22 protein-coding genes are annotated in these 24,584 nt (G+C 71.2%); 11 read left to right on the forward strand and 11 right to left on the reverse strand.

Going from position 1 to position 24,584, the window contains the following annotated elements:
- Window positions 1-117 precede the first annotated feature (117 nt).
- Together AB0472_RS06955 and AB0472_RS06960 are read right to left on the reverse strand one after the other, a co-directional pair.
- The gene (locus AB0472_RS06955) at window positions 118-1,365 is read right to left on the reverse strand and encodes a hypothetical protein (protein WP_366354085.1); all 1,248 of its coding nucleotides are present in this window, start codon (window positions 1,363-1,365) and stop codon (window positions 118-120) included.
- A 97-nt stretch (window positions 1,366-1,462) separates the two neighbouring features.
- Window positions 1,463-2,575 carry an alpha/beta hydrolase-fold protein gene (locus AB0472_RS06960; protein ID WP_366354087.1) on the reverse strand — a complete coding sequence of 371 codons (1,113 nt, stop codon included), beginning with the start codon at window positions 2,573-2,575 and terminating at the stop codon, window positions 1,463-1,465.
- 224 nt (window positions 2,576-2,799) lie between these two features.
- Here AB0472_RS06960 and AB0472_RS06965 point away from each other — a divergent pair, with 224 nt between their 5' ends.
- The 6 genes from AB0472_RS06965 (at window position 2,800) to AB0472_RS06990 (ending at window position 7,858) form a co-directional block, all read left to right on the forward strand.
- On the forward strand, window positions 2,800-4,611 hold the full coding sequence (locus tag AB0472_RS06965) for a phosphatidylglycerol lysyltransferase domain-containing protein (protein ID WP_366354089.1): 1,812 nt from the start codon (window positions 2,800-2,802) through the stop codon (window positions 4,609-4,611).
- A gap of 100 nt (window positions 4,612-4,711) precedes the next feature.
- A complete protein-coding gene (folP, locus tag AB0472_RS06970) occupies window positions 4,712-5,605 on the forward strand; it encodes a dihydropteroate synthase (protein WP_366354090.1) in 894 nt (297 codons plus the stop codon).
- Window positions 5,602-6,105 (forward strand): nuclear transport factor 2 family protein, encoded by a 504-nt coding sequence (locus tag AB0472_RS06975; protein ID WP_366354092.1) that lies wholly within the window; start codon window positions 5,602-5,604, stop codon window positions 6,103-6,105. Before folP ends, AB0472_RS06975 begins: the two co-directional genes overlap by 4 nt.
- A gap of 246 nt (window positions 6,106-6,351) precedes the next feature.
- Window positions 6,352-6,711 (forward strand): dihydroneopterin aldolase, encoded by a 360-nt coding sequence (gene folB / locus AB0472_RS06980; RefSeq protein WP_093500050.1) that lies wholly within the window; start codon window positions 6,352-6,354, stop codon window positions 6,709-6,711.
- Complete coding sequence (folK, locus tag AB0472_RS06985) at window positions 6,708-7,319, forward strand: 2-amino-4-hydroxy-6-hydroxymethyldihydropteridine diphosphokinase (RefSeq protein WP_366354094.1); 612 nt, start codon at window positions 6,708-6,710, stop codon at window positions 7,317-7,319. The genes folB and folK overlap by 4 nt, the downstream gene beginning before the upstream one ends.
- A gap of 50 nt (window positions 7,320-7,369) precedes the next feature.
- Window positions 7,370-7,858 (forward strand): DUF3180 domain-containing protein, encoded by a 489-nt coding sequence (locus AB0472_RS06990; RefSeq protein WP_366354096.1) that lies wholly within the window; start codon window positions 7,370-7,372, stop codon window positions 7,856-7,858.
- Between the two features lie 19 nt (window positions 7,859-7,877).
- Here AB0472_RS06990 and folE read toward each other — a convergent pair whose 3' ends face one another.
- The 6 genes from folE to dacB all read right to left on the reverse strand — a co-directional run bounded on the left by folE (window position 7,878) and on the right by dacB (window position 16,240).
- Window positions 7,878-8,483, reverse strand: coding sequence for a GTP cyclohydrolase I FolE (folE, locus tag AB0472_RS06995; protein ID WP_366354098.1), 606 nt, complete (start codon window positions 8,481-8,483; stop codon window positions 7,878-7,880).
- 137 nt (window positions 8,484-8,620) lie between these two features.
- Window positions 8,621-10,660 carry an ATP-dependent zinc metalloprotease FtsH gene (gene ftsH / locus AB0472_RS07000; protein ID WP_366354100.1) on the reverse strand — a complete coding sequence of 680 codons (2,040 nt, stop codon included), beginning with the start codon at window positions 10,658-10,660 and terminating at the stop codon, window positions 8,621-8,623.
- Window positions 10,661-10,869: 209 nt separating this feature from the next.
- Window positions 10,870-11,430, reverse strand: a complete 561-nt coding sequence (gene hpt, locus AB0472_RS07005) for a hypoxanthine phosphoribosyltransferase (protein ID WP_093500061.1) — start codon at window positions 11,428-11,430, stop codon at window positions 10,870-10,872.
- A gap of 76 nt (window positions 11,431-11,506) precedes the next feature.
- A complete protein-coding gene (gene tilS / locus AB0472_RS07010) occupies window positions 11,507-12,619 on the reverse strand; it encodes a tRNA lysidine(34) synthetase TilS (protein WP_366354102.1) in 1,113 nt (370 codons plus the stop codon).
- Between the two features lie 191 nt (window positions 12,620-12,810).
- Complete coding sequence (locus AB0472_RS07015; RefSeq protein WP_366354103.1) at window positions 12,811-13,944, reverse strand: zinc-dependent metalloprotease; 1,134 nt, start codon at window positions 13,942-13,944, stop codon at window positions 12,811-12,813.
- Window positions 13,945-14,578: 634 nt separating this feature from the next.
- On the reverse strand, window positions 14,579-16,240 hold the full coding sequence (gene dacB / locus AB0472_RS07020) for a D-alanyl-D-alanine carboxypeptidase/D-alanyl-D-alanine-endopeptidase (RefSeq protein WP_366354105.1): 1,662 nt from the start codon (window positions 16,238-16,240) through the stop codon (window positions 14,579-14,581).
- A gap of 79 nt (window positions 16,241-16,319) precedes the next feature.
- Between dacB and AB0472_RS07025 the strand changes: the two genes are divergently transcribed.
- Both AB0472_RS07025 and AB0472_RS07030 read left to right on the forward strand, forming a co-directional pair.
- A complete protein-coding gene (locus AB0472_RS07025) occupies window positions 16,320-16,811 on the forward strand; it encodes an inorganic diphosphatase (RefSeq protein ID WP_018547987.1) in 492 nt (163 codons plus the stop codon).
- 128 nt (window positions 16,812-16,939) lie between these two features.
- Window positions 16,940-18,598: a threonine/serine exporter family protein gene (locus tag AB0472_RS07030; RefSeq protein ID WP_366354107.1), complete on the forward strand. Its 1,659-nt coding sequence runs from the start codon at window positions 16,940-16,942 to the stop codon at window positions 18,596-18,598.
- 97 nt (window positions 18,599-18,695) lie between these two features.
- On the opposite strand, the gene AB0472_RS07035 is transcribed toward AB0472_RS07030, so the two are convergent.
- Complete coding sequence (locus AB0472_RS07035) at window positions 18,696-19,628, reverse strand: VTT domain-containing protein (protein WP_366354647.1); 933 nt, start codon at window positions 19,626-19,628, stop codon at window positions 18,696-18,698.
- Window positions 19,629-19,783: 155 nt separating this feature from the next.
- On the opposite strand from AB0472_RS07035, the gene AB0472_RS07040 reads away from it, so the two are divergent.
- Window positions 19,784-20,149: a YbjQ family protein gene (locus AB0472_RS07040; RefSeq protein ID WP_093508133.1), complete on the forward strand. Its 366-nt coding sequence runs from the start codon at window positions 19,784-19,786 to the stop codon at window positions 20,147-20,149.
- 62 nt (window positions 20,150-20,211) lie between these two features.
- Here AB0472_RS07040 and AB0472_RS07045 read toward each other — a convergent pair whose 3' ends face one another.
- On the reverse strand, window positions 20,212-20,973 hold the full coding sequence (locus tag AB0472_RS07045; protein ID WP_366354109.1) for a MerR family transcriptional regulator: 762 nt from the start codon (window positions 20,971-20,973) through the stop codon (window positions 20,212-20,214).
- A gap of 137 nt (window positions 20,974-21,110) precedes the next feature.
- On the opposite strand from AB0472_RS07045, the gene AB0472_RS07050 reads away from it, so the two are divergent.
- Complete coding sequence (locus AB0472_RS07050) at window positions 21,111-22,397, forward strand: ion channel protein (protein ID WP_366354111.1); 1,287 nt, start codon at window positions 21,111-21,113, stop codon at window positions 22,395-22,397.
- Between the two features lie 85 nt (window positions 22,398-22,482).
- The gene (locus tag AB0472_RS07055; RefSeq protein ID WP_366354113.1) at window positions 22,483-23,892 is read left to right on the forward strand and encodes a glutamate decarboxylase; all 1,410 of its coding nucleotides are present in this window, start codon (window positions 22,483-22,485) and stop codon (window positions 23,890-23,892) included.
- A 126-nt stretch (window positions 23,893-24,018) separates the two neighbouring features.
- Here AB0472_RS07055 and AB0472_RS07060 read toward each other — a convergent pair whose 3' ends face one another.
- Window positions 24,019-24,558 carry a DinB family protein gene (locus AB0472_RS07060; RefSeq protein ID WP_366354115.1) on the reverse strand — a complete coding sequence of 180 codons (540 nt, stop codon included), beginning with the start codon at window positions 24,556-24,558 and terminating at the stop codon, window positions 24,019-24,021.
- Window positions 24,559-24,584 lie beyond the last annotated feature (26 nt).

A 24,584-nucleotide genomic window follows, 5' to 3' on the forward strand; every position in this document is an offset into this window, starting at 1 on the left:
CCTGAAGGGGCGCTCACCGCGGCGACCTGCTTCTAGGGGCGCGGGGAACTGCGCGACCAGCCACGACGGCGCCGCACCGGACCACCGACCGCCGCCGCCGGCACAGAATGGCCGTGTTCAGGACGCGGCGCTGCGCAGGCCACCGAGGTTGATCTGCTCCGTCTCGTCGTGCGCGGTCAGGTCGATGACCTGGCCGACGCCTCGCGCCTGCGCGTCGGCGGGCTTGAACTCGGCCTCGGACTCGGCCTTGTGGAGCGCGAGCGCCTCCTGGCCGACGACGTCCGCGAGGTCCTCGTTGTGCATGGCGTCCATGCCGCCCGCGGGCGAGCCCTTCTGGGTGCCGAAGAAGTCGAAACCGCCGGTGACCAGCGGGCGCGGGATCGGCGCGGCCGGCAGCACCGCCACCGCGGTGGGCACCGTGAAGTGGCCCGAGGGCCGCACGGAACGGGCGGACGGTGCCGCCGTGGGGTGGGCATCCTGCTCCGCCGGCGCCGGGGTGGTGTCCTCCGCCTCCGGTCCGGCCGTGGTCGTGGCGGCCGCACGCGCGTGCCCGTCGGCCGCCCCGGGCTGCCCCTGCGCCTCGTCCTCCGGCGCGCTCTCGGCCGCCGGGGCGGCCTCGGTCCCGGCGGCCGTCTCCGCCGCGCCCTGAACGTCGGTGTCCGCCTCGGTCCCGTCCTTCGGGGTGTCCTTCGCGTCGAAGCGGGCCAATGCCACCTTGGCCCGCAGGAACAGCTTGGAACCCTCCGGAGAGAAGACCGCGGGAACCGTCTCCTCGACCGTCAGCGCCTCGGCCTCGTCCGCGGCACTGTCCGCGGCCTTCTCCTCGGCCTTCTCCTCGCCGGGGGCAGCGGATCCCGGCGCCTCCGCCTCCTCCGCCTTGCGGGGGGCCGGCAGGGCGTTCGACGGCTCGGCGGCCTCGATCTCCAGCAGGCGGCGGCCCTCCAGGGCGCTCGCCCGCTCGGTCTCGGCCGTGGCGTAGCGGCGCAGCAGGGACGCGTGCTCGTTGCGCAGCCCGGCCAGCTCCGACCGCTTCGCGCGCAGCCGCTGCTCCAGCTTGGCGCGCAGCTCCCGCGACTCCTCCAGGTCGGTCTCCAGCTCGGCGATCCGCTCCTCGTGGCGCCACTCGTCGCTCGCACGCGCGCGTGCGAGGTCGGCCACCTGCTTGCCCGCCTCGCTGTCCCAGCGCCGCATGACGGCGGCACCGACGGCCGCGGTGGCCGCGGCTATCGCGGCCAGGGTGCGCAGCACCGTCGGTTGGGAGAACAGCCAGGGGCCAAGGGCGCAGACGAGGGAGACACCGGCGATCGCCGAGGGAGGCAACAGCCTGTGCAAGGGCGGGGAATGACGGTGGCGTCCACGTGGCATGGCCAGAAACTTACCGCGCGTAGGCGAATCGTGGTGCCCGGGGCCGTAAAAACACAGCGACAACGAAGTCTTCACACGGTATCGGCAGGGGCGGGACTCAGTGGCCGCCCAGTCGGCCGCTGATCCACTGGAGCGTCGCGGGGATCTCGCGGCGCCAGGTGTTGAAGTTGTGGCCGCCGCTGTCGAGGATGATCGACGAGATCCGGGTCAGCTTCGTGGCCTCCACGCTCGCGATGAATTTCAGCGTGGCCTTGTAGTTGGTCTCCCCGACCTTGCTGCTGGTGACCAGCAGGGAGGTGTTCGGGGCGGGTTCGTGCTTCAGGAACCACCAGAGGTCGGCCCGGTCGCGGAGATTCCGGTCGCCCTGGAAGAGGTCGCCGGTCGTGGCGTCGAGGGGCGCCTTGTACGACGGGGAGAGCCCGGCCCCTGCCCCGTACACGCCGGGGTGGTGCACGGCGAGCTTGAGCGCGCAGTACCCGCCGGTCGAGTCGCCGACGATCCCCCAGCCGCCCTGCCCGACGGCGGCCCGGTAGTGCGCGCGCACGGCGTCGGGCAGGTCCTTGGCGAAGAAGGTCTCGGTCTGCGGCCCGTGCGGGACGTCCACGCACTCGGTGTCCCGGGGCGGCGCGACCGTGGGCCGCAGCATCACCAGGATCGTCGGACGCATCTTCCCGTCCCGGACCAGGTGCTGCGCCGTGCGCGGATAGTGCAGCTTGTCGACCAGCGCGCGGGCGGTGCCCGGATAGCCGCTGAGGACGACCACCACCGGGAACGTCCGCGTGCGGTACTGCGGCTGGAAGTACTCCGGCGGCAGGTACACGTAGGCGGGCGTGGTGATGTGCGTCGTACGGCCGACTATGCCGACCTGCTGGATCTGCCCGGCCGTCCGGGGCAGCGAGCCGCCCATGCCGTGCACCTCCGAGGTGGACAGCACCTGGAGCGGGCCGGAGGCGTGGTTGACGACCACGCCCTGGTCGGTCTCCGTGCCGAGCAGGTCCGCCCAGCTCGCGTAGAAGCCGAAGGCCTGGTTGACCGCTATCCCGACGCACGCGAAGAGGGCCAGCTGGGTGGCCAGCAGAAGACCGACGCGGCCGCTGACGGCCCGCCAGTTCCGGCGGCCGAGCCGGGGCCACAGCCACACCGTGCCGACGAACAGCAGTACGGCGCACAAGATCGCCAATGCCAGCAGTTTATTGCTCGTGAGACCCATGAGGTGCTTCCTGCCTGCGCTTTCCCCCGTGACCTTCGCTGTTTTCAGCGAGCCTTGCCCCGGGCTTTCCCTGGCCTTTGAACCGGCTTTCCGGTGGGGAGTGAACCTCTCCCCCCGAGACACCGTCCTAGAGGGCGCAATGTCGCCGGATGCCCGAATCGGGCCCGGGTTCAAGGTCTCTCGCAGAACTACGGGATACGATGTCTGTCAGGATAGATGGGGAAATGTCGGGCGAGGTTCCGAGCCGATCAGGCCGGGCGCGGCGCATAGTCCGCGGCCCGCGCCCTGAGGCCGTCCCCGCCCTGGTCGGCAGGGCGTGCGCGGTCGTAGGCGTCCTGGACATCGCCGCGGGTGTGTTCCCGCGCTTCCGTCACAGCCGTATGCACGCCATGGCCGAGGTGCTGCCAGGCTCGCTCGGCCCGTTCGCCGCCGCGCTCTCGCTCAGCGTCGGCGTGCTGTTGCTGCTGCTCGCGCACGGCCTCAAGCGGCGAAAGCGGCGGGCCTGGCGGGCCGCGGTCGCGCTGCTGCCGGCCGGCGCCATCTCGCAGTTCGTGTACCGGCACTCGGTCATCGGCGCGCTGATCTCGCTCGCCCTGTTCGTGCCGCTCGTGCTCCACCGCGACGAGTTCAAGGCGCTCCCCGACCCCCGCAGCCGGTGGCGCGCGCTCGCCAACTTCGTCCTCATGAGCGCCGGTTCGCTCGCGCTCGGCCTGGTCGTCGTCAGCGCCCACCCCAGGCGCACGATCGGCGACCCCAGCCTGGCCGACCGCATCACCCACGTCCTGTACGGCCTGTTCGGCTTCGAGGGCCCCGTCGACTACGAGGGCTCCACCTCCTGGACGGTCGCCTTCTCCCTCGGCGCCCTCGGGCTGATCACCGCGGTCACCACCATCTACCTCGCCTTCCGCCCCGAACACCCCGCCGCCCACCTCACCGAGGAGGACGAGACCCAGCTGCGCGCCCTGCTCGACAAGCACGGTGCCCGCGACTCCCTCGGCCACTTCGCGCTCCGCCGCGACAAGGCGGTCGTCTTCTCCCCCAGCGGCAAGGCGGCGGTCACCTACCGCGTCGTCTCCGGCGTGATGCTCGCCAGCGGCGACCCGATCGGCGACGTCGAGGCCTGGCCCGGCGCCATCGAACGCTTCATGGACGAGGCCAAGGCCCACTCCTGGACCCCCGCCGTCATGGGCTGCTCGGAGACCGGCGGCGAGGTGTGGACCCGCGAGACCGGCCTGGACGCCCTCGAACTGGGCGACGAGGCGGTGGTGGACGTCGCGGATTTCTCGCTCGCCGGACGCGCGATGCGCAACGTGCGCCAGATGGTCAAGCGCATCGAGCGGGCCGGCTACGAAACCCGGGTACGGCGCATCCGTGACCTCGGCGAGGCCGAACTCGACCGCATCCGCCGCGCCGCCGAGGACTGGCGCGGCACCGACACCGAGCGCGGCTTCTCCATGGCCCTCGGCCGCATCGGCGACCCCGCCGACGGCGACTGCCTGATCGCCACCGCCCACAAGGCGGATGATGAGCCCGGCCAGTACGGCGACCTCAAGGCGATCCTGCACTTCGTGCCCTGGGGCACCGACGGCGTCTCCCTCGACCTGATGCGCCGCGACCGCTCCGCCGACCCCGGGATGAACGAACTGCTCATCGTGGCCGCCCTCCAGGCCGCCCCGAAACTCGGCATCAACCGGATATCCCTCAACTTCGCCATGTTCCGCTCGGCGCTCGCCCGCGGCGAGAAGATCGGCGCCGGACCGGTGCTGCGCGCCTGGCGCGGACTGCTGGTCTTCCTCTCCCGCTGGTTCCAGATCGAGTCCCTGTACAAGTTCAACGCCAAGTTCCAGCCCCGCTGGGAACCGCGCTTCGTGGTCTACCGGGCCTCCGGCGACCTCCCGCGCATCGGCCTCGCCGCCATGCAGGCAGAGGGCTTCGTCAGCCTCGCCCTCCCGCTGCCCCGCTTCCTGCGCCGCCAGGCACCCGCCCCCCGCCCGTGCGCCCACAGCATCGCCGAACAGGGTGTACGCGCGGCCTGACCCCCTGACCGGCCCGAGCGGACGCCCCGCCCCCTCCAGCCCTGAGGGCGCCGCTCGGGCCACGGGGCTGGCCACGGGGCCCTGGGCCTACGCTGAACGTATGAGCAACCACAGCGGACGTGGCCAGGTGGCAGGGCTTCCGGCATGGGACCGGTGCGCGGTCATGGGGGTCGTGAACGTCACCCCCGACTCCTTCTCCGACGGCGGCCGCTGGTTCGACACGACCACCGCCGTCAAGCACGGCCTCGACCTCGGCGCCCAGGGCGCCGACCTGGTCGACGTCGGCGGCGAGTCCACCCGCCCGGGCGCCACCCGCGTCGACGAGGACGAGGAACTGCGCCGGGTCGTCCCCGTCGTCCGCGGCCTCGCCGCCGAAGGCGTCGTCGTCTCCGTCGACACCATGCGCGCCTCCGTCGCCCGGCAGGCCCTCGCCGCCGGCGCCGCCCTCGTCAACGACGTCAGCGGCGGCCTGGCCGACCCCGACATGATCCCCGTCGTCGCCGACGCCGGCGCCCCCTTCGTCGTCATGCACTGGCGCGGCTTCCTGGAGGGCGGCAACGTCAAGGGCGTGTACGCCGACGTCGTCGGCGAGGTCCTCGACGAACTGCACGCGCGCGTGGACGCCGTCCTGGCCGGCGGCATCTCCCCCGACCGGATCGTCGTCGACCCCGGCCTCGGCTTCTCCAAGAACTCCGAGCACGACCTGACCCTCCTCGCCCACCTCGACCGGCTGCACGCCCTGGGCCACCCCCTCCTCGTCGCCGCCTCCCGCAAGCGGTTCCTCGGCCGGGTCCTGGCCGGACCCGAAGCGGCGCCCCCGCCGGCCCGGGAGCGCGACGCCGCGACCGCCGCCGTCTCCGCGCTCGCGGCGCACGCCGGCGCGTGGGCGGTGCGCGTGCACGAAGTACGCGCCACGGCCGACGCGGTACGGGTCGCGCGCGCCATAGAAGGAGCGCGCACCGGAACGGACGCGCCGGGTGAAGGAGCCCGGTGAGCGCCCCCCATACCGACGTCGAGCAGGTCGAGGCCGCCAACACCGCCTTCTACGAGGCACTGGAGAACGGCGACTTCGAGACCGTCTCAGGCCTCTGGCTCACCCCCGCCGACCTGGGCGTCGACGAGGAGTACCACGACCCCGCCGACAGCGGGGTGATCTCCTGCGTGCATCCCGGCTGGCCGGTGCTCACCGGCCGCGGCGAGGTCCTGCGGTCGTACGCGCTGATCATGGCGAACACCGACTACATCCAGTTCTTCCTCACCGACGTGCACGTCTCCGTCACCGGCGACACCGCCCTGGTGACCTGCACGGAGAACATCCTCAGCGGCGGCCCGGCCCCCGAGGGCAGCCAGGAACTCGGCCCGCTGGTCGGACAGCTGGTCGTCGCCACGAACGTGTTCCGGCGCACCCGGGACGGCTGGAAGCTCTGGTCCCACCACGCCTCACCGGTGCTCTCCGAGACCGACGGGGACGAAGAGGACGACACGCCCTCCTAGCGCCGGACACCCCCTGGCGGACCAAGAAGTGGCTGGAATCACGAACCCGCGAGTAGGTACGGCTACCGGCCCATGAGCCACCGGGTTCTCCGCGGGAAACACCCGATGAACCCTGCCGCACCCCGGCGAACCCGGGCCCCGTTCCCCGGCGCTGTCAGTGCCCGCAGGTAGATTCGTGTGAGGCCGGTCCATCGCCCGCACGCGGTGCGGCCCGGCCGCACACCGACGATTGCAGGAGTGATTCGCGTGGATCGTGTCGCGCTGCGCGGCCTGAGGGCCCGCGGGCACCACGGTGTCTTCCCGAAGGAGCGCGAGGAGGGCCAGACCTTCATCGTGGACCTCGCCCTCGGCCTGGACACCCGTCCGGCGGCGGCCGACGACGACCTGACGAAGACCGTGCACTACGGCATCGTGGCCGAGGAGGTCGTCGCCGTGGTCGAGGGGGAACCGGTGAACCTGATCGAGACGCTCGCCGAGCGGATCGCCCAGGTCTGCCTCAAGCACGAGGGGGTAAGAGAGGTCGAGGTCCAGGTCCACAAGCCGGACGCGCCCATCACCGTCCCCTTCGACGACGTCACCGTCACCATCACCCGGAGCCGAGTATGACCGCATCCTCCCTGCGGGGTCCCGTCGACCCGACCGTCCAGCCGGTGCCCGCCTCCGTCGTCGCGCAGGTCGACGCCGCCGACACCACCCTGTCCAACCCCAAACGCGCCGTGGTCGCCCTCGGCTCCAACCTCGGCAACCGCCTGGAGACCCTTCAGGGCGCCGTCGACGCGCTGGAGGACACCCCGGGCGTCCGCATCAAGGCCGTGTCGCCGGTGTACGAGACGGAGCCGTGGGGCGTCGAGCCCGGCAGCCAGCCGACGTACTTCAACGCGATCGTGGTGCTGAAGACCACCCTCCCGCCGTCCTCCCTGCTGGAGCGGGCGCACGCGGTCGAGGAGGCGTTCAACCGGGTGCGCGACGAGCACTGGGGCCCGCGCACCCTCGACGTCGACATCGTCGCCTACGCCGACGTCGTCTCCGACGACCCGCACCTCACCCTCCCGCACCCGCGCGCCCACGAACGCGCCTTCGTGCTCGCGCCCTGGTACGACGTCGACCCGGAGGCCCTGCTGCCCGGCCGCGGCACCGTCGCCGACCTCCTGGCCGCCGTCACCCGGCACGGCGTGGAAGCCCGCGGGGACCTGGAACTCCGACTGCCCGAGTAGTCGTTAAGGTCGAGACGACCACATCGCTGCGGGGGAGCTGAAGGAAAACAGTGAAAGAGCTGCGGATCAGGGTGCTGGCCGGCGTCTTCGTCGTGGCCGGAGTGCTGTCCTGGGCGGCCGCCCGCCTCTGGAACGCGGTGGGGACGCTGCCCAGCGTGCCCGTCGCCGCCCCGATCGTCCTCGCCCTGATCGCCGTGGTCCTGCTCTCCACCGCGCTCTCGCTGCGCGCCCGTCTCAAGGCCCAGCGCGAGCGCCGCCCCGGCGCCAAGGGCGTCGACCCCCTGATGGCCGCCCGAGCCGTCGTCTTCGGCCAGGCGAGCGCCCTCGTCGCCGCCCTCGTCGCCGGCATGTACGGCGGCACCGGCGTCTTCCTCCTCGAACTCCTCGACCTCCCCACCCGCCGCGACCAGGCCCTCTACGCCGCCTTCTCGGTCGTCGCCGGCATCGCCGTCATAGCGGCAGCCATGTTCCTGGAACGGGTGTGCAGGCTTCCGGAGGACGACGACAACAACCACAGCGGGGCCGAGCCGGTGGCGTGACCCCGGGCAGGGCCGGGCGTCAGCGGGCCATGATGAGGCTCATCGCCTCGTTGCGCGTGGCCGCGTCCCGCAGCTGGCCACGGACCGCCGACGTTATGGTCTTGGCGCCGGGCTTGCGGATTCCCCGCATCGACATGCACATGTGCTCGCACTCGACGACCACGATGACGCCCCGCGGCTCCAGGATCTGCATCAGCGAGTCCGCGATCTGCGTAGTGAGACGTTCCTGCACCTGCGGGCGCCGGGCGTAGACGTCGACCAGCCGGGCCAGCTTGGACAACCCGGTGATCTTCCCCGATACCGACGGGATGTACCCGACGTGGGCGACACCGTGGAACGGGACCAGATGATGTTCACAGGTGCTGTAGACCTCGATGTCCTTCACGAGCACCATTTCGTCGTGCCCGATGTCGAACGTGGTGGTCAGGACGTCCTCGGGCTTCTGCCACAACCCCGCGAAGATCTCCTTGTACGCCCGCGCGACCCGCGCCGGAGTCTCCCGGAGGCCCTCGCGGTCGGGGTCTTCGCCGACCGCGATGAGGAGTTCGCGTACGGCGTTCTCGGCGCGTTTCTCGTCGAACTCGCCGATGGTGCCTTCGCCGTCCAGGGTCACGGGGTCGGTCATCTGGGGTGCCTCGTTCCTCAGGGTGAGCACATGTGGATCACGCGCCTCATGTACAGGCATTACGGAAATGCCGCGCCCCCCAGGCTAGGTCCTGGGGGGCGCGGCATCCATTCCGAGCCAGGTGAGGCCGGTGTGAGTCAGCTCTCGGGGCGGTCCTCGGGAGCCTTCTCGACCGCGGGGGCGGATTCGGCCGCCGTGGCCTTGACAGTGCTGATCGCCGCGGTGGCGCCGTTGGCCCCGTTGGTCAGTGCGAGCTCCTTCGGGGAGAGCACCGGCGGGCGGGTGGACGGCGTACGGCGGGAGGAGCCGGTCCAGGCGGGCCGGGCCGGGCGCTTGACGATGGCGGAGAAGACCTCGGCGATCTCCTCCTTGCCCAGGGTCTCCTTCTCCAGGAGCTGGAGCACCAGGTTGTCGAGGACGTCGCGGTTCTCGACCAGGATCTCCCAGGCCTCGTTGTGCGCGTTCTCGATGAGCTTCTTGACTTCCTCGTCCACCAGGGCCGCGACCTCTTCCGAGTAGTCGCGCTGGTGGGACATCTCACGGCCGAGGAAGGGCTCGGTGTTGTCGCCGCCGAACTTGATCGCGCCGAGACGCTCGGTCATGCCGTACTGCGTGACCATCGCGCGGGCGGTGGCCGTGGCCTTCTCGATGTCGTTGGCGGCGCCGGTGGTCGGGTCGTGGAAGACCAGTTCCTCGGCCGCGCGGCCGCCCAGCATGTAGGCGAGCTGGTCGAGCATCTCGTTGCGCGTGGTCGAGTACTTGTCCTCGTCCGGCAGGACCATCGTGTAGCCGAGGGCGCGGCCGCGGGACAGGATCGTGATCTTGTGGACCGGGTCGGAGTTCGGGGAGGCCGCCGCGACCAGGGCGTGGCCGCCCTCGTGGTACGCGGTGATCTTCTTCTCCTTGTCCGACATGATCCGGGTCCGCTTCTGCGGGCCCGCGACCACGCGGTCGATCGCCTCGTCGAGCATCTGGTTGTCGATGAGCTTGCGGTCGCTGCGGGCCGTGAGCAGAGCCGCCTCGTTCAGCACGTTCGACAGGTCGGCGCCGGTGAAGCCCGGGGTGCGGCGGGCGACCGCCGCGAGATCGACGTCGGGCGCGACCGGCTTGCCCTTCTGGTGGACCTTGAGGATCTCCAGACGGCCCTGCAGGTCCGGCGGGTCGACCGCGATCTGGCGGTCGAAGCGGCCCGGGCGCAGCAGCGCCGGGTCGAGGATGTCGGGCCGGTTCGTCGCGGCGATGAGGATCACGCCGCCCTTGACGTCGAAGCCGTCCATCTCCACGAGCAGCTGGTTCAGCGTCTGCTCGCGCTCGTCGTGACCACCGCCGAGGCCGGCGCCGCGGTGGCGGCCGACCGCGTCGATCTCGTCGACGAAGACGATCGCCGGGGCGTTCGCCTTGGCCTGCTCGAAGAGGTCGCGGACCCGGGAGGCACCGACACCGACGAACATCTCGACGAAGTCGGAACCGGAGATCGAGTAGAAGGGGACGCCCGCCTCGCCGGCGACGGCGCGCGCGAGGAGCGTCTTGCCGGTGCCGGGGCGGCCGTAGAGGAGCACGCCCTTGGGGATCTTGGCGCCGACGGCCTGGAACTTGGCCGGCTCCTGCAGGAACTCCTTGATCTCGTGGAGTTCCTCGACGGCCTCGTCGCAGCCCGCGACGTCCGCGAAGGTCGTCTTCGGGGTGTCCTTGGTGATGAGCTTCGCCTTGGACTTGCCGAAGTTCATGACCCGGGAGCCGCCGCCCTGCATCTGGTTCATCAGGAACAGGAAGACGACCACGATGAGGACGAAGGGCAGCAGGGAGAGCAGGACGCTGACGAAGGCGTTCTGCTTGGTCGGCGCGACGGTGTAGCCGTCGGTGATCTGCTTGTCCTGGTACTTGGTCTGCAGCGTGTTGGCGAGGGCCACGCCCTGGTCGCCGATGTAGCTCGCCTGGATCTTCGAGCTGCCGTCGACCTTCTCGCCGTTCTTGAGCGTGACCTTGATGGTCTGCTCGTCACCGGTGGTCAGCTTCGCCGATTCCACCTTGTTGTCATTGATCGCCGCCACGACCTGGCCGGTGTCCACCGTCTTGTAGCCGCCGGACGAGCCGACGACCTGCATCAACACGACCACGGCAAGGACGGCCAGCACGATCCACATGACCGGCCCACGGAAGTATCGCTTCACGTCCATCCATACGGAGCGGTGTCGCCCCGTCCCTCCTGCCATAGTGAGTTTGATAAGACAGTTCTTCTGACGGTACCCCAGCATTGTGGCCCGAAGCCGCACGAAGCTGCGCGGACGACTGGTGAAACCCGTCTCTGCATGCTCCAACGGCGCGAAACCCGCTGGGGTTCCCGATCGTCTTACGGAACTGGACCCCGCGGCGTATCAGCCGGGGTTCAGCCGCCGTAGACGTGAGGCGCGAGCGTACCGACGAACGGGAGGTTGCGGTACTTCTCGGCGTAGTCGAGGCCGTAGCCGACGACGAACTCGTTGGGGATGTCGAAGCCGACCCACTCGACGTCGATGGCGACCTTGGCCGCGTCCGGCTTGCGCAGCAGGGTGCAGATCTTCAGGGTCTCGGGCTCGCGGGAGCCGAGGTTGTTGATCAGCCAGGACAGGGTCAGGCCCGAGTCGATGATGTCCTCGACGATCAGGACGTGCCGGCCCTTGATGTCGGTGTCGAGGTCCTTGAGGATCCGCACCACACCGGAGGACTGGGTGCCCGCGCCGTACGAGGACACGGCCATCCAGTCCATGGTGACGGGGGTGGACAGCGCCCGGGCGAGGTCCGCCATGACCATCACGGCGCCCTTGAGGACGCCGACGATGAGAAGGTCCTTGCCCGCGTACTCCGCGTCGATCTTCGCGGCCAGCTCGGCCAGCTTCGCGTCGATCTCTTCCTTGGTGATGAGCACCTGCTGGAGGTCGGCACCCATGTCTTTCGCGTCCACCCGCATCACTTTCGGTCGGTCGTCCCACCGGCCTACCCGGCCTCTCGCCGGAGCTCCGGGGAGCTCTTCGCGAGGTCGGGATTCAGCCTTGCCGAATCACCAGTCTGCCACCCTGACGCTGGGCGACGACTTTGCCGGGGAGATTGATGGCCCCCTGGCCTCGCCATCCGGTGATGAGGCGGTCGACTTCCTCGATGTGCCGGGCGAACAGGGAACCGGCCGGTGCGCCCGCCTCGATGGCCGCGCGGCGCAGGATCCGGCGACGGACCGCGGGGGGCAGGGCGTAGAGCTTGGCGCACTCCAGCAGGCCCGCTGCGTCCCGTACGGAGGCCTCGGCCTGGCTGGCCCAGGTGTCGAGGGCGTCGGCGTCGTCGCGGGAGAGCTGGGCGGTGCGGGCGAGCGCCTCGACGACACCCTTGCCGAGGGCCTTCTCCAGGGCGGGCAGGCCCTCGTGGCGGAGCCGGGAGCGGGTGTAGGCCGGGTCCGTGTTGTGCGGGTCGTCCCAGACGGGCAGGGACTGGACCATGCAGGCCTTGCGGGCGGTCTGCCGGTCCAGCTGGAGGAACGGGCGTCGGTAACGGCCGCCGGCCCCCGAGACCGCGGCCATTCCGGACAGGGAGCGGATGCCGGAGCCGCGGGCGAGGCCGAGCAGGACGGTTTCGGCCTGGTCGTCCCTGGTGTGGCCGAGCAGGATCGCGGTGCCGCCGTGCCGTTCGAGCGCGGCGTCCAGGGCGGCGTAGCGGGCGTCGCGGGCGGCGGCTTCGGGCCCGCCGTCGCGGCCGACGGTCACGGTGATGGACTCGACCGGGTCGAGGCCGAGTTCCCGCAGCCGCAGGACCACCTCCTCGGCGCGCAGGTCGGAGCCGGGCTGCAGGCCGTGGTCGACGGTGATGCCGCCGGCGCGGACGCCGAGCTTGGGGGCCTCGAAGGCGAGGGCGGAGGCGAGCGCCATCGAGTCGGCGCCGCCGGAGCACGCGACGAGGACGAGCGGGGAGGGGGGCCGCTCGTTCGGTGTCTGCTCCGGGATCTCCGGGGCCCCGGGGAGACCGCCGGCGGGGCGCGCGAGGCGCACGCCGATCCGTCCGCCGGTGCGCTCACCGGCTGTACGGCTGTGACGGCTGTCGTCGGTGAGGATGTCGTGGAGGACGCGGCGGACCGCCAGGCGTATCGCCGCGACCGCAGGATGGGGACCCATGTCCGGTTCCCTTCATGAAGTTTTCGGGGGGTGAACCCGAGATCGGTCACTCAGAGTGTGTCGATGGTGACAGAAACGGGCCGTTCCCCGAGCATCGCACGCCTACCCATCGCTCACGGTCCCTCGGACGGGTGATTGGAGGGGCGTTCGCCTGCCGTCGGCCGGTTTCCGTTCACCACGCATCCGTTGGTTCACGACTCGGCCTTGCGGTGCACCCGCGCGACCCAGTCCGCCGGTTTGGCGATCTCGGCCTTGGTCGGCAGGGTGTTCGGGGAGGTCCACACCCGGTTGAAGCCGTCCATGCCGACCTGTTCGACGACGGCCCGCACGAACCGTTCGCCGTCCCGGTACTGGCGGAGTTTGGCGTCCAGGCCGAGCAGCTTGCGCAGGGTCGTGTCGAGCCTGGAGGCGCCCTTGGCGCGCCGCTGCTGGAACTTCTCGCGGATCTCGGCGACGGTCGGCACGACCGTGGGCCCGACGCCGTCCATGACGAAGTCGGCGTGGCCCTCCAGGAGGGACATGACGGCGGTGAGCCGACCGAGGATCTCGCGCTGGGCGGGGGTCTGGACGAGTTCGACGAACGACCGTCCGCCGTCGTCCTCCTCGGCCTCGGGGCGGCTCCCGGCGAGGGACTGGGCGGCGTCCCGGATGCGTTCGAGGACCGTCATCGGGTCGACGTCGGTCTCCGACAGGAACGACTGGATCTCGCCCTCCAGGTGGGCGCGCAGCCAGGGCACCGCCGTGAACTGGGTGCGGTGGGTCTCCTCGTGCAGGCACACCCACAGGCGGAAGTCGTGGGGCTGGACGTCGAGTTCGCGCTCCACGTGGACGATGTTCGGGGCGACGAGCAGCAGTCGGCCGCCGCCGTTCTCGTCCGCCGGGAGGTCGCGCGAGGAGGGTGCGAAGGTCTCGTACTGGCCGAGGACCCGGGATGACAGGAACGACAGCAGCATGCCGAGTTCCACGCCGGTGACCTTGCCGCCGACCGCGCCGAGGACCGCACCGCCGGGGGTGCCCGCGCGCCGCTCCTGCATCTTCTCGAGCAGCGGCTTGAGGAGTTCGCGGAACCCGGCGACGTTCGCCTTGACCCAGCCGGGCCTGTCGACCACCAGAACGGGTGTGTCGTGGATGTCGTCGGTCCCCATACGAGTGAAGCCCCGGACGTGTTCCTCCGAGGCCTTCGCGTGCCGACGCAGTTCCGCGACGATGCCCCGGGCCTCGTCGCGGCTCACCTCGGGTCCCGGCCGCACGAGTCGGGTCGCGGTCGCCACCGCGAGATTCCAGTCGACCATCCCAGATGAAGCAGCGCCACCGATGCTCGTCATGTGTCAACCGTACGTTAGCGCTACGGGTTGGGGCAGGCCGTGCGGGTTGGTGTGGTTGGCGTGACTTGTGTGGTGCGGTGGGGTGCGGTGCGGTTGAGGGCTTGCGTCGGCGAGGCGGGGGTTTGTTTCACGGTGCCCGGCGCTGTCGGCCGTGCCCACCCGTTCCGCCCTGCGGAACGCCTGCCCACGGCGATCGAGAACCGCCCGCGATCGTCCTACGGGCGACGGTCGGCAGTCGGCGAGCGGCAGGCTGGCGGCGGGCGGTGAGCGGTAGGCGGGCGGGCGGCGGTCGGCGAGCGGTAGGCGAGCGACAGGCGGGCGGCGGTCGGCGAGCGGTAGGCGGGCGTGAAGCGGTAGACCGTGGCGCCGCCCTTCGACTCGACGTCGGCGAGGACGCCCAGCGCGTCGGCGAGCGGCGGGCGGCAGTCGGCGAGCGGTAGCCGGCGGGCGGCGGTCGGCGAGCGGCAGGCGGGCGGTAGGCGGGCGGGCGGCGGTCGGCGAGCGGTAGGCGAGCGACAGGCGGGCGGCGGTCGGCGAGCGGTAGGCGGGCGTGAAGCGGTAGACCGTGGCGCCGCCCTTCGACTCGACGTCGGCGAGCGGTCGGCGGTCGGCGAGCGGTCGGCGGTCGGAGCAGTTACAGGCCCGCCAGTGCTGTCGCCGTTTCGTCCAGGGCCGCCTGGGCCGCCACCGGGTCGGTCGTGTTGGCGGTGAGGAAGGCGAAGGCGAGGAGGCGGCCGTCCTTGTCGACGACCGTGCCGGCGAGGGTGTTGACGCCGGTGAGGGTGCCGGTCTTGGCGCGTACGACGCCTGCCGCGCCGTCCGTGTAGCGGCCGGTGAGGGTGCCCGTGAAGTGGGCGACGGGCAGGCCGGTGAGGACCGCGCGCAGGTCCGGCCGGTCCACGTCGGCGGCCTTGACGAGGAGGGCGGTGAGGAGGTTCGCCGTCAGCCGGTCGTCGCGGTTCAGGCCGCTGCCGTCGTGGAAGGAGGCGCCGGTCATCGGCAGGCCCAGCTTGGTCAGCTGGGCCTCGATCGCGGCCGCTCCCCCGTCGAAGCTGGCCGGCTTGCCGGCCGCGAGCGCCGTCTGGCGGGCCAGGGCCTCGGCGATGTCGTTGTCGCTGTTGGTCAGCATGCGCTCGACGATCGAGGACAGCGGCGGCGAGGAGACGGTGGCGAGGGTCTCGGCCCGGCTGCTCGCCTTGGCGGTGCCGGGTGACGAGGTCTTGACGCCGGCGTCCGCCAGAAAGCCCGCGAACTTCTGTGCCGCGTCGGCCGCCGGGTCGCCCACCCGGGTCACCGGTCCCTCGACGGAGTCGTTGGTGCGGCCCTCGTCGGCCGTCAGGGGGCTCACGCGCGCGAGGTTCTCGTTGACGCCGATGACGTGCAGGTCGGGGCCGGAGTAGAGCGTGGTGTCGTACGAGAGGGTGATCTGCTTGATGCCCCGCGCGGTCAGCGACTTCGCCGTCTCGGTGGCGAGGGTGCGCAGGCTGGCCCAGCCGGCCGCGTCCTTGTGCGCGGTCAGGGTGGGGTCGCCGCCGCCGACCAGGACGACCTCCCTGGTGCCGGGTTCGAGGGCCACGCGCGTGGTGATGCGGTGGTCGGGGCCGAGGGCGGACAGGGCGGCGACGGCGGTGGCGATCTTGGTGGTGGAGGCGGGGGTGAGGGCGGTGTCGGCGCCGGAGCCGTACAGGCGGCTGCCGGTGGCCACGTCGACGACCACGGCGGTACGGGTACTGCCGAGCGCCGGGGCCTTCAGGAGGGGCCCCAGCAGGCTCGTGACGGCCGTTCCCGAGAGGCCGACGGACTTTCCGGCAGGGGCCGACTTCACGGTGTCCGTGGCGCCGTCCAGCGCCGTCAGGACGGGTCCGGCGCTGGGCGCTGGGCGCGGCTCGCCGTCGGCTGTGACGGAGTCCGCACCGGAGCCGTGATCTGTGCCACCCGTCCGCTCCAGGGCGGCGGCCCGGTCCCGCTCGGCCGTACGCTGACCGTCGGCGTCCCAGGGGCCCGCCGCGGTCACCGCACCGGCGGCCAGCGCGAGCCCGACCGTGGCGGCGCCCACGGTGTACTGCCAGGTCCTGAGCGTCCGGGACCGAGGCCGAGAGGGGCGGACCAGGGTGGCAAGCCGGGGTCCCGTCGCGCGCGCGGCGCGTGCGAGCCGCGGTCCCACCGCTCGCCGCACCCGCGCGACCTGCGATTTCGTGGCGTTCGCCAGGAGTGCCAGACGCGGTCGTAGGGCGGCCGCGATCTTCCGCACACGCGGTTTCGCGGACTGCCAAGGCCCCAGCTCTGGCACGACCACCAGCCCCTTTCGCGATCACACACCTGCGTGGGGGACACTTAACCATCAGAACTATGTGTTGATCATGGAGGAGCCACCGGTGGAGTTCGACGTCACGATCGAGATCCCGAAGGGTTCGCGGAACAAGTACGAGGTGGACCACGAGACCGGTCGGATCCGCCTCGACCGTCGTCTCTTCACCTCGACCGCCTACCCGACCGACTACGGCTTCGTCGAGAACACCCTCGGCGAGGACGGCGACCCGTTGGACGCGCTGGTCATCCTGGACGAGCCGACCTTCCCGGGCTGCCTGATCAAGTGCCGCGCGATCGGCATGTTCCGGATGACGGACGAGGCCGGCGGCGACGACAAGCTGCTGTGCGTCCCGGCGACCGACCCGCGTGTGGAGCACCTGCGCGACATCCACCACGTGTCGGAGTTCGACCGCCTGGAGATCCAGCACTTCTTCGAGGTCTACAAGGACCTGGAGCCCGGCAAGTCCGTCGAGGGCGCCAACTGGGTCGGCCGCACCGACGCCGAGGCGGAGATCGAGCGGTCGTACAAGCGTTTCAAGGAGACCGGCGGTCACTGAGACCACCCCGGGACAGCACCGGGAAGCGGGCCGCACGCACGCGCGTGGGGCCCGTTTTTCGTGTCCGCCGAGCGGTCATGCGCATACTGAGGGTCAGGTGAGGTTGTCGTTCAGGGAGCGTTGCGACGGTGACGGAGGCGGAGGACCGCAAGCCCAGGTCGGACGAGGCGCGGTACGACCCGGAACTGACGTCCGAGTTCGCCGTCCCGCAGGGCATCGAGGTCCCTGAGGGCGGCGGCGGTGAGCCGGAGACGACGTCCGAGTTCTCGGTGCCGGAGGGGCTCGCGGCGCGGCAGCCGGCGGCCGCCGAGCCGGAGGGGTCGGCGTTCAGCCTGCCGAGCACCTACAGCGCCCAGGACGCCCCGCCCGTCTTCACGCCCGCCTCCGGGTTCCCCGCGGTCAGCCTCGTCAAGGACGCGCCCTGGCAGGACCGGATGCGCACGATGCTGCGCATGCCGGTGGCCGAGCGGCCGGCCGTGGAGCCGGTGCAGAAGGCCGAGGAGGGTGCTCCCGCCGTCCCGCGCGTGCTCGACCTGACCCTGCGTATCGGGGAGTTGCTGCTGGCGGGCGGGGAGGGCGCGGAGGACGTGGAGGCCGCGATGTTCGCGGTCTGCCGGTCCTACGGCCTGGACCGGTGCGAGCCGGGTGTCACCTTCACGCTGCTGGCGATCTCGTACCAGCCCTCGCTCGTCGACGACCCGGTGACCGCGTCCAGGACGGTGCGGCGGCGCGGGACCGACTACACACGGCTGTCCGCCGTCTTCCGGCTCGTGGACGACCTCACCGACCCCGAGACCCATGTCTCGCTGGAGGAGGCCTACCGGCGGCTCGCGGAGATCCGCCGCAACCGGCACCCGTACCCCGGCTGGGCGCTGACCGCCGCGAGCGGGCTGCTGGCCGGGGCGGCCTCCGTGCTGGTCGGCGGTGACCTGCTGGTGTTCGTGGCGGCCGCGATCGGCGCGATGCTCGGGGACCGGCTGGCGTGGCTGTGCGCGGGGCGCGGGCTGCCGGAGTTCTACCAGTTCATGATCGCCGCGATGCCGCCTGCCGCGATCGGGGTCGCCTTCTCGCTCGCCCACGTCGACGTCGCGGCGTCCGCCGTCGTCACCGGTGGGCTCTTCGCGCTGCTGCCCGGACGGGCCCTCGTCGCGGGCGTCCAGGACGGGCTCACCGGCTTCTACATCACGGCCTCCGCGCGGCTGCTGGAGGTCATGTACTTCTTCGTCGGCATCGTCATCGGGGTGCTGACGGTCCTCTACTTCGGCGTGAAGCTGGGCGGGCGGCTCAACCCGGACGCGGCGCTGGTCGGCTCCGAACGGCCGCTGCTGCAGATCGCCGCGTCGATGGTGCTGTCGCTGACCTTCGCCGTCCTGCTCCAGCAGGAACGATCCACCGTGCTGGCGGTGACCCTCAACGGCGGTGTGGCGTGGTGCGTCTACGGCGCGATGCACGACGCCGGGAAGATCTCGCCGGTCGCCTCCACGGCGGTGGCGGCCGGGCTGGTGGGGTTGTTCGGGCAGCTGCTGTCGCGGTACCGGTTCGCCTCCGCGCTGCCGTACACGACGGCGGCGATCGGGCCGCTGCTGCCGGGGTCGGCGACCTACTTCGGGCTGCTGTCGATGGCCCAGAACGAGGTGGACAAGGGGCTGGTGTCGCTGGCCAAGGCGGCGTCGCTCGCCATGGCCATCGCCATCGGGGTCAACCTGGGGTCGGAGATCTCCCGGCTGACCCTGCGGGTGGGGTCGGCCGGGAAGCGGCGGGCCGCGAAGCGGACCAGGGGGTTCTGAGCGCCTCGTGGGGTGGGGGCTCAGGCGGGACGGCGGCTGCGGGTCGTTGTGGTTCGTCGCGCAGTTCCCCGCGCCCCCAGAAGCAGGGCGTTGCCGCTTACGGCGCCCGGTAGTGGTCCTCGGTGTACGGGTTGTGCTGCCGGTCGTAGCCGTTCTGGTCGTAGCCGTTCTGGTCGTAGCCGTTCTGGCCGTAGCCGCCCTGGCCGTAGCCGTTCTGGTCGTGGCCGTTCTGGTCGTAGTAGGGCTGCTGCTGGTCGTAGTACGGCTGCTGCCGGCCGTACTGCTGCTGGGGCTGCTGCGGGGTGTACGTCGGCTCGATGCGGCGAAGCTGGGTCGTCGCGTCGTCCATCACCGGGGGTGCCTGGTACTGCTGGACCGGCTCCGGCTGCTGCGCCTGTGCTGCCGCCGCCTTCTTGTCCTTGGCGCGGGCCCGCAGGAACTCGATGACGATCGGGACCACCGAGATCAGGACGATCAGGATCAGGATCAGCTCGATGTTGTCATTGACGAACTCGATCTTGCCGAGCCAGGAGCCGAGCAGGGTGACGCCGGCGCCCCACAGGACGCCGCCGATGACGTTGAACGTCAGGAACGAGCGGTAGGCCATACCGCTGACACCGGCGATGATCGGCGTGAACGTCCGGATCACCGGTACGAAGCGGGCCAGGATCAGGGACTTGGGGCCGTGCTTCTCGAAGAACTCGTGCGCCTTGGTGACGTTCTCCTGCTTGAAGATGCGGGAGTCCGCACGGTTGAAGAGCGACGGGCCGACCTTCTTGCCGAACATGTAGCCCGCCTGGTCGCCGAGGATCGCGGCGAGGCAGATCAGGGCGATGGCGGCCCAGAGCGGGAAGTCCAGCTGGTTCGAGGTGATCAGCAGACCGCAGGTGAACAGGAGCGAGTCACCCGGCAGGAAGAAGCCGATCAGGAGGCCGGACTCGGCGAAGACCACCAGGAGCAGGCCCCAGATGCCGAACGAGTCGAGAAGTTGGTTCGGATCCAGCCAGCTCGGGCCGAGAGCGAGCGTCATCGCGGTTCCGGTCGTCACGGTTCCGGGCTCCTGAGGGGGAAGGCACGTCGGGTTCCTAGTGCGGGCGCACAAAACTATCAACGTCAAGTGTCCGCCCCAGGTTCCACCGGTGGAACCTGGGTGGGCTGTGCCCGGCCTGGGGAATGGCTGTGGACATGGGTATCGAAGAGTACGGCGGCGGTCAGGGGCCGCAGGCCGATGTGCTGGTCGTCACCACGAACGACGTTCCCGGGTACCGCGTGCGGGAGGTCGTCGGCGAGGTCTTCGGGCTGACCGTGCGCTCCCGGCACCTGGGCAGTCAGATCGGGGCCGGTCTGAAGTCGATGATCGGCGGCGAGCTGAAGGGGCTGACGAAGACCCTCGTCCAGACCCGCAACCAGGCCATGGAGCGGCTGATCGAGCAGGCACGCGCGCGTGGGGCCAACGCCGTGCTCGCCTTCCGGTTCGACGTGACCGAGGCGGCGGACACGGGGACCGAGGTCTGCGCGTACGGCACCGCCGTCGTCATCGACAGGGAGTAGGTCCGGGTGAACGGCAGGGGGTGGCCCCGGGGCCACCCCCTGCCGCTGTGGCCCCGGCCGGGTCAGGCCGGGTGCCGGGCCGCGTTCGCCTCGATCGCCTCCTTGAGGTGCTCGGCCAGGCCCGGGGCCATCGCGTCGTAGAAGGCCCGGAAGCGCTCGTCGGAGACGTACATGGCGGCGAGGCAGCGGTGCATCTCGGGCGGGCAGTCGTAGAACCAGGTCGAGATGTGCTGCCGGTGCTCCTCCGCCATGTCCATGGCCCGTTCGCCGGCCGGCGGCTCGGCGGCGGTCACCAGGGCGGCGTAACGCGCGCTCCAGTCGTCGACCTCGGCCTTCATGCGCTGCCAGTCGGCCTTGGTGTAGCGGGCCGCGCGGCGCTGGGACTCGGCGTAGGCCTCGGTGCCGCCCCAGCGTTGCTCGGCCTCCTCGGCGTACTGCTCGGGGTCCTTGTCGCCGAAGACCTCGAAGCGTTCCTCGGGGGTGAGGTCGATGCCCATCCTGCGTGCCTCCATGGCGTGCTCCACGGCCGCGGCCATCTGCTGCAGCTTCTCGATCCGGGCGGTCAGCAGGTCGTGCTGCCGGCGCAGCTGCGCGCGCGGGTCCGCGTCCGGGTCGTCGAGCAGGGCGGCGACCTCCTCGAGCGGGAAGCCGAGCTCCCGGTAGAACAGGATCTTCTGCAGCCGGTCGAGGTCGGCGTCGCCGTAGCGCCGGTGTCCGGCGGCGCTGCGCTCGCCCGGCACCAGCAGGCCGATCTCGTCGTAGTGGTGCAGGGTGCGCACGGTGACGCCGGCGAACCCGGCGGCCTGTCCTACGGAGTAGTTCACTTTCCGCTCCTTTCCGCGCTCCACCCTGGGTCCTCACGTCACGTGAGGTGCAAGCCCGTTCCGCGGGAGGGCCCACGGACACCGCCCGTCGCGAAGTTCGGGATGTTACGTCTGTTTTGCCCGCTTATCGTGAGCCCGTGGCCCAGGACACCGCGCCGCAGGCGCTCCCCACCCCGCCCTCGGCCCCCGCGCGCGCCCTGCTGCCGCTGATCCTGCCCGCCCTCGTCGTCGGCGTAGGCAGCAGCCTGCTGTTCCTGCTGGTGAGCTCGCTGGCCGAACGGCTGCAGCACGTGCTGTGGAAGAACCTGCCCGACGCGCTCGGCATCGGACGCTACTCGGTGCTGTGGATGCTGGTGATGCTGACGGCCACCGGGATCGCGGTGGGGCTGGTGGTGTGGCTGGTGCCGGGGCACGCGGGGCCGGATCCGGCCACCCTGGGCCTGGAGGCGGTGGCGCTGCCGCCTGCCGTGCTGCCGGGGCTGGTGCTGGCGACCGTGCTGGTACTGGCGGGCGGGCCGAGCCTCGGTCCGGAGAACCCCCTCATCGCCGTCAACGTCGGGCTGGCACTGTGGCTGGGGCGGCTCGCGATGCCCCGGCTGCCGGGCTCGCTGTGGCCCGCACTGGCCGACGCGGCGACCCTGGGCGCGCTGTTCGGGACGCCGGTGGCGGCGGCCCTGGTGATCTCCGAGGCGCTGGCCGGGAAGCCCCTGAAGGGGGCACTGTGGGACAACCTCTTCGGGCCGCTGATGGCCGCGGGTGCGGGTTCGATGACGACCGCCCTGGTGGCCCGCCCGACCCTGGACCTCGGCCTGCCCGCGCTCGGCCACCCGCGCTGGCCCGATCTGGTGGCGGTCCTGGTGATCGCGCCCGCGGCCGCGCTGTTCGGCATGTGCGCCGTCCGTGCCTTCCCGTCCGTCCACGGCGCCTTCCGGCGCCTCGGGCACCCCATGGTGGCCCTTCCGGCCGGCGGGCTCGTGCTGGGCCTCCTGGGGGCGCTGGGCGGCCATCTGACGCTCTTCAAGGGGCTGGACGAGGTCGCGGAACTGGCGAAGGACCCGGCGGGCTGGTCCGCCGGGCAGTTCGCCGCGATGGCGGTCGTCAAGCTGGCCGCGCTGCTGGTGGCCGCCGCCTGCGGGTTCCGCGGTGGCCGGATCTTTCCGTCGGTGTTCATCGGCGCCACCCTCGGGCTGTGCGCCCACGCCCTGGTGCCTGCGGTCCAGCCCTCGGTGGGGGTGGCGGCGGGTGTACTGGGCATGCTGTTGGCGATCACCCGGCAGGGCTGGGTGAGCCTGTTCACGGCCTCGGTGCTGGTGGCCTCGGCGAGCGTCGTCGCGCTGCTGTGCATCGCGTCGCTGCCCGCGTGGCTGCTGGTGACCGGGCGGCCGAGAATGCAATTGCGGGCGGACGGTACGGCCCTGCGCTGATCCTTGTGAACTCCCGCGTGCCGGTCACGTCCTTCGTATGGCCCATATCGTTCATTTCGTCCATGTCGTCCAGGAGGCACTCCTCATGCCGCTCCACAAAGGCCCCCAGAAGCACCAAGAGCGACTCATGTCCGTCAACCCGTTCTTCGGTGAGGCGAACCCGGTCGCCGGCATGGCCGAGGCCCCGCCCACCCACCGGCTGCCGGACGGCCCGCTGCCGCCCTCGACCGCCTACCAGCTGGTGCACGACGAGCTGATGCTGGACGGCAACGCCCGGCTGAATCTGGCCACTTTCGTCACCACCTGGATGGAGCCCCAGGCCGGGATCCTGATGACGGAGTGCGACGACAAGAACATGATCGACAAGGACGAGTACCCGCGCACCGCGGAACTGGAGCGGCGCTGTGTGGCGATGCTCGCCGACCTGTGGAACGCGCCGGATCCGGCGAACACCATCGGCTGTTCGACGACCGGCTCCAGCGAGGCCTGCATGCTGGCCGGGATGGCGCTCAAGCGGCGCTGGATGCAGCGCAACACCGACCGCTATCCCGGCAGCGCCCGCCCGAACCTGATCATGGGCATCAACGTCCAGGTCTGCTGGGAGAAGTTCTGCAACTTCTGGGAGGTGGAGCCGCGGTTCGTGCCCATGGAGGGCGACCGCTACCACCTGGACGCGCAGGCCGCCGCCGACCTCTGCGACGAGAACACCATCGGTGTCGTCGCCATCCTCGGTTCCACCTTCGACGGCTCCTACGAGCCGGTCGCCGACCTCTGCGCGGCTCTGGACGCCCTCCAGGAGCGCACCGGGATCGACGTCCCGGTGCACGTGGACGGCGCGTCCGGCGGGATGGTCGCGCCCTTCCTCGACGAGGACCTGGTGTGGGACTTCCGGCTCCCGCGCGTGGCGTCGATCAACACATCGGGCCACAAGTACGGGCTGGTCTATCCGGGTGTCGGCTGGGCGCTGTGGCGGGACAAGGAGGCGCTGCCCGAGGAACTGGTCTTCCGGGTCAACTACCTGGGCGGCGACATGCCCACCTTCGCCCTCAACTTCTCCCGCCCCGGCGCCCAGGTGGTCGCGCAGTACTACACCTTCCTGCGCCTGGGCCGGGACGGCTACCGCGCGGTGCAGCAGGCGTCCCGGGACGTGGCCACCGGGCTCGCCGAACGCATCGAGGCGCTCGGCGACTTCCGCCTGCTCACCCGGGGCGACGAGCTGCCCGTGTTCGCGTTCACCACGGCCGACCACGTGACCGCGTACGACGTCTTCGACGTGTCCCGGCGGCTGCGCGAGAGCGGCTGGCTGGTGCCCGCGTACACCTTCCCGGCGAACCGGGAGGATCTGTCCGTGCTGCGGGTGGTGTGCCGCAACGGCTTCTCGAAGGACCTGGCGGACCTGTTCGTCGACGACCTGTCCCGGCTGCTGCCCGGCCTGCGCCGGCAGCCGCACCCGCTGACCCACGACAAGGAGGCGGCCACCAGCTTCCACCACTGAGCGTGCCGCCGGAGGGGCCGCGCGACGTGTCCGTCGGCCGTGCGTCGTCCACGGCGCCGTCGTGGCTGGTCACGCGGCTCCCCCAGCCTTCGGCCGGGGGTACCCCCAGCGCCCCCTTCGGAGCGCCTACGCGCCCTGTTCCAAGGCCACCAGCTCGAAGGCCGTCTTCCCGTCCAGGGACTCGCGGATGATGTCCGCGTGGCCGGCGTGCCGGGCGGTCTCGCGGATCAGGTGCAGGCAGACCCAGCGCATGGACACCCGGCCCTCCGGCGGGAACCAGGGCTGCGGCGGGAGCGGGAAGGTGTCGTCGAGGCTGGGGACGGAGCGGATGAACTTCTCCGTCTCGGCCGCGACCTGCTCCCAGTAGGCGAGCTGGGAGGCCACCGTCTCGTCGCCGACCAGCTGGAAGGTCTCGTGCCAGTTCGACTGGTCGCGCTCGATCGCCGGCGGTTCCTGCCTGGCCCGCGCGATCCAGCTCTGCTCGACCTCCGCACAGTGCTTGAGCAGGCCCGCCAGGGACAGTTGGCTCGCGCTCGGCCGCCCGGCGGCCTGCTCGTCGGTCAGGCCGAGCAGCGCCCGGCGGATGCCGCCGCGCTGCTCCTCGATGAAGGAGAGCAGTGCTCCGCGCTCGTCGCCCTGTGCTTCCGCGGGAACGTGAGTGACCATGACCGGCCGCCTTTCGGGTTGTGCTG

It is taken from the genome of Streptomyces sp. NPDC086777 (assembly GCF_040702065.1).
GTDB lineage: Bacteria > Actinomycetota > Actinomycetes > Streptomycetales > Streptomycetaceae > Streptomyces.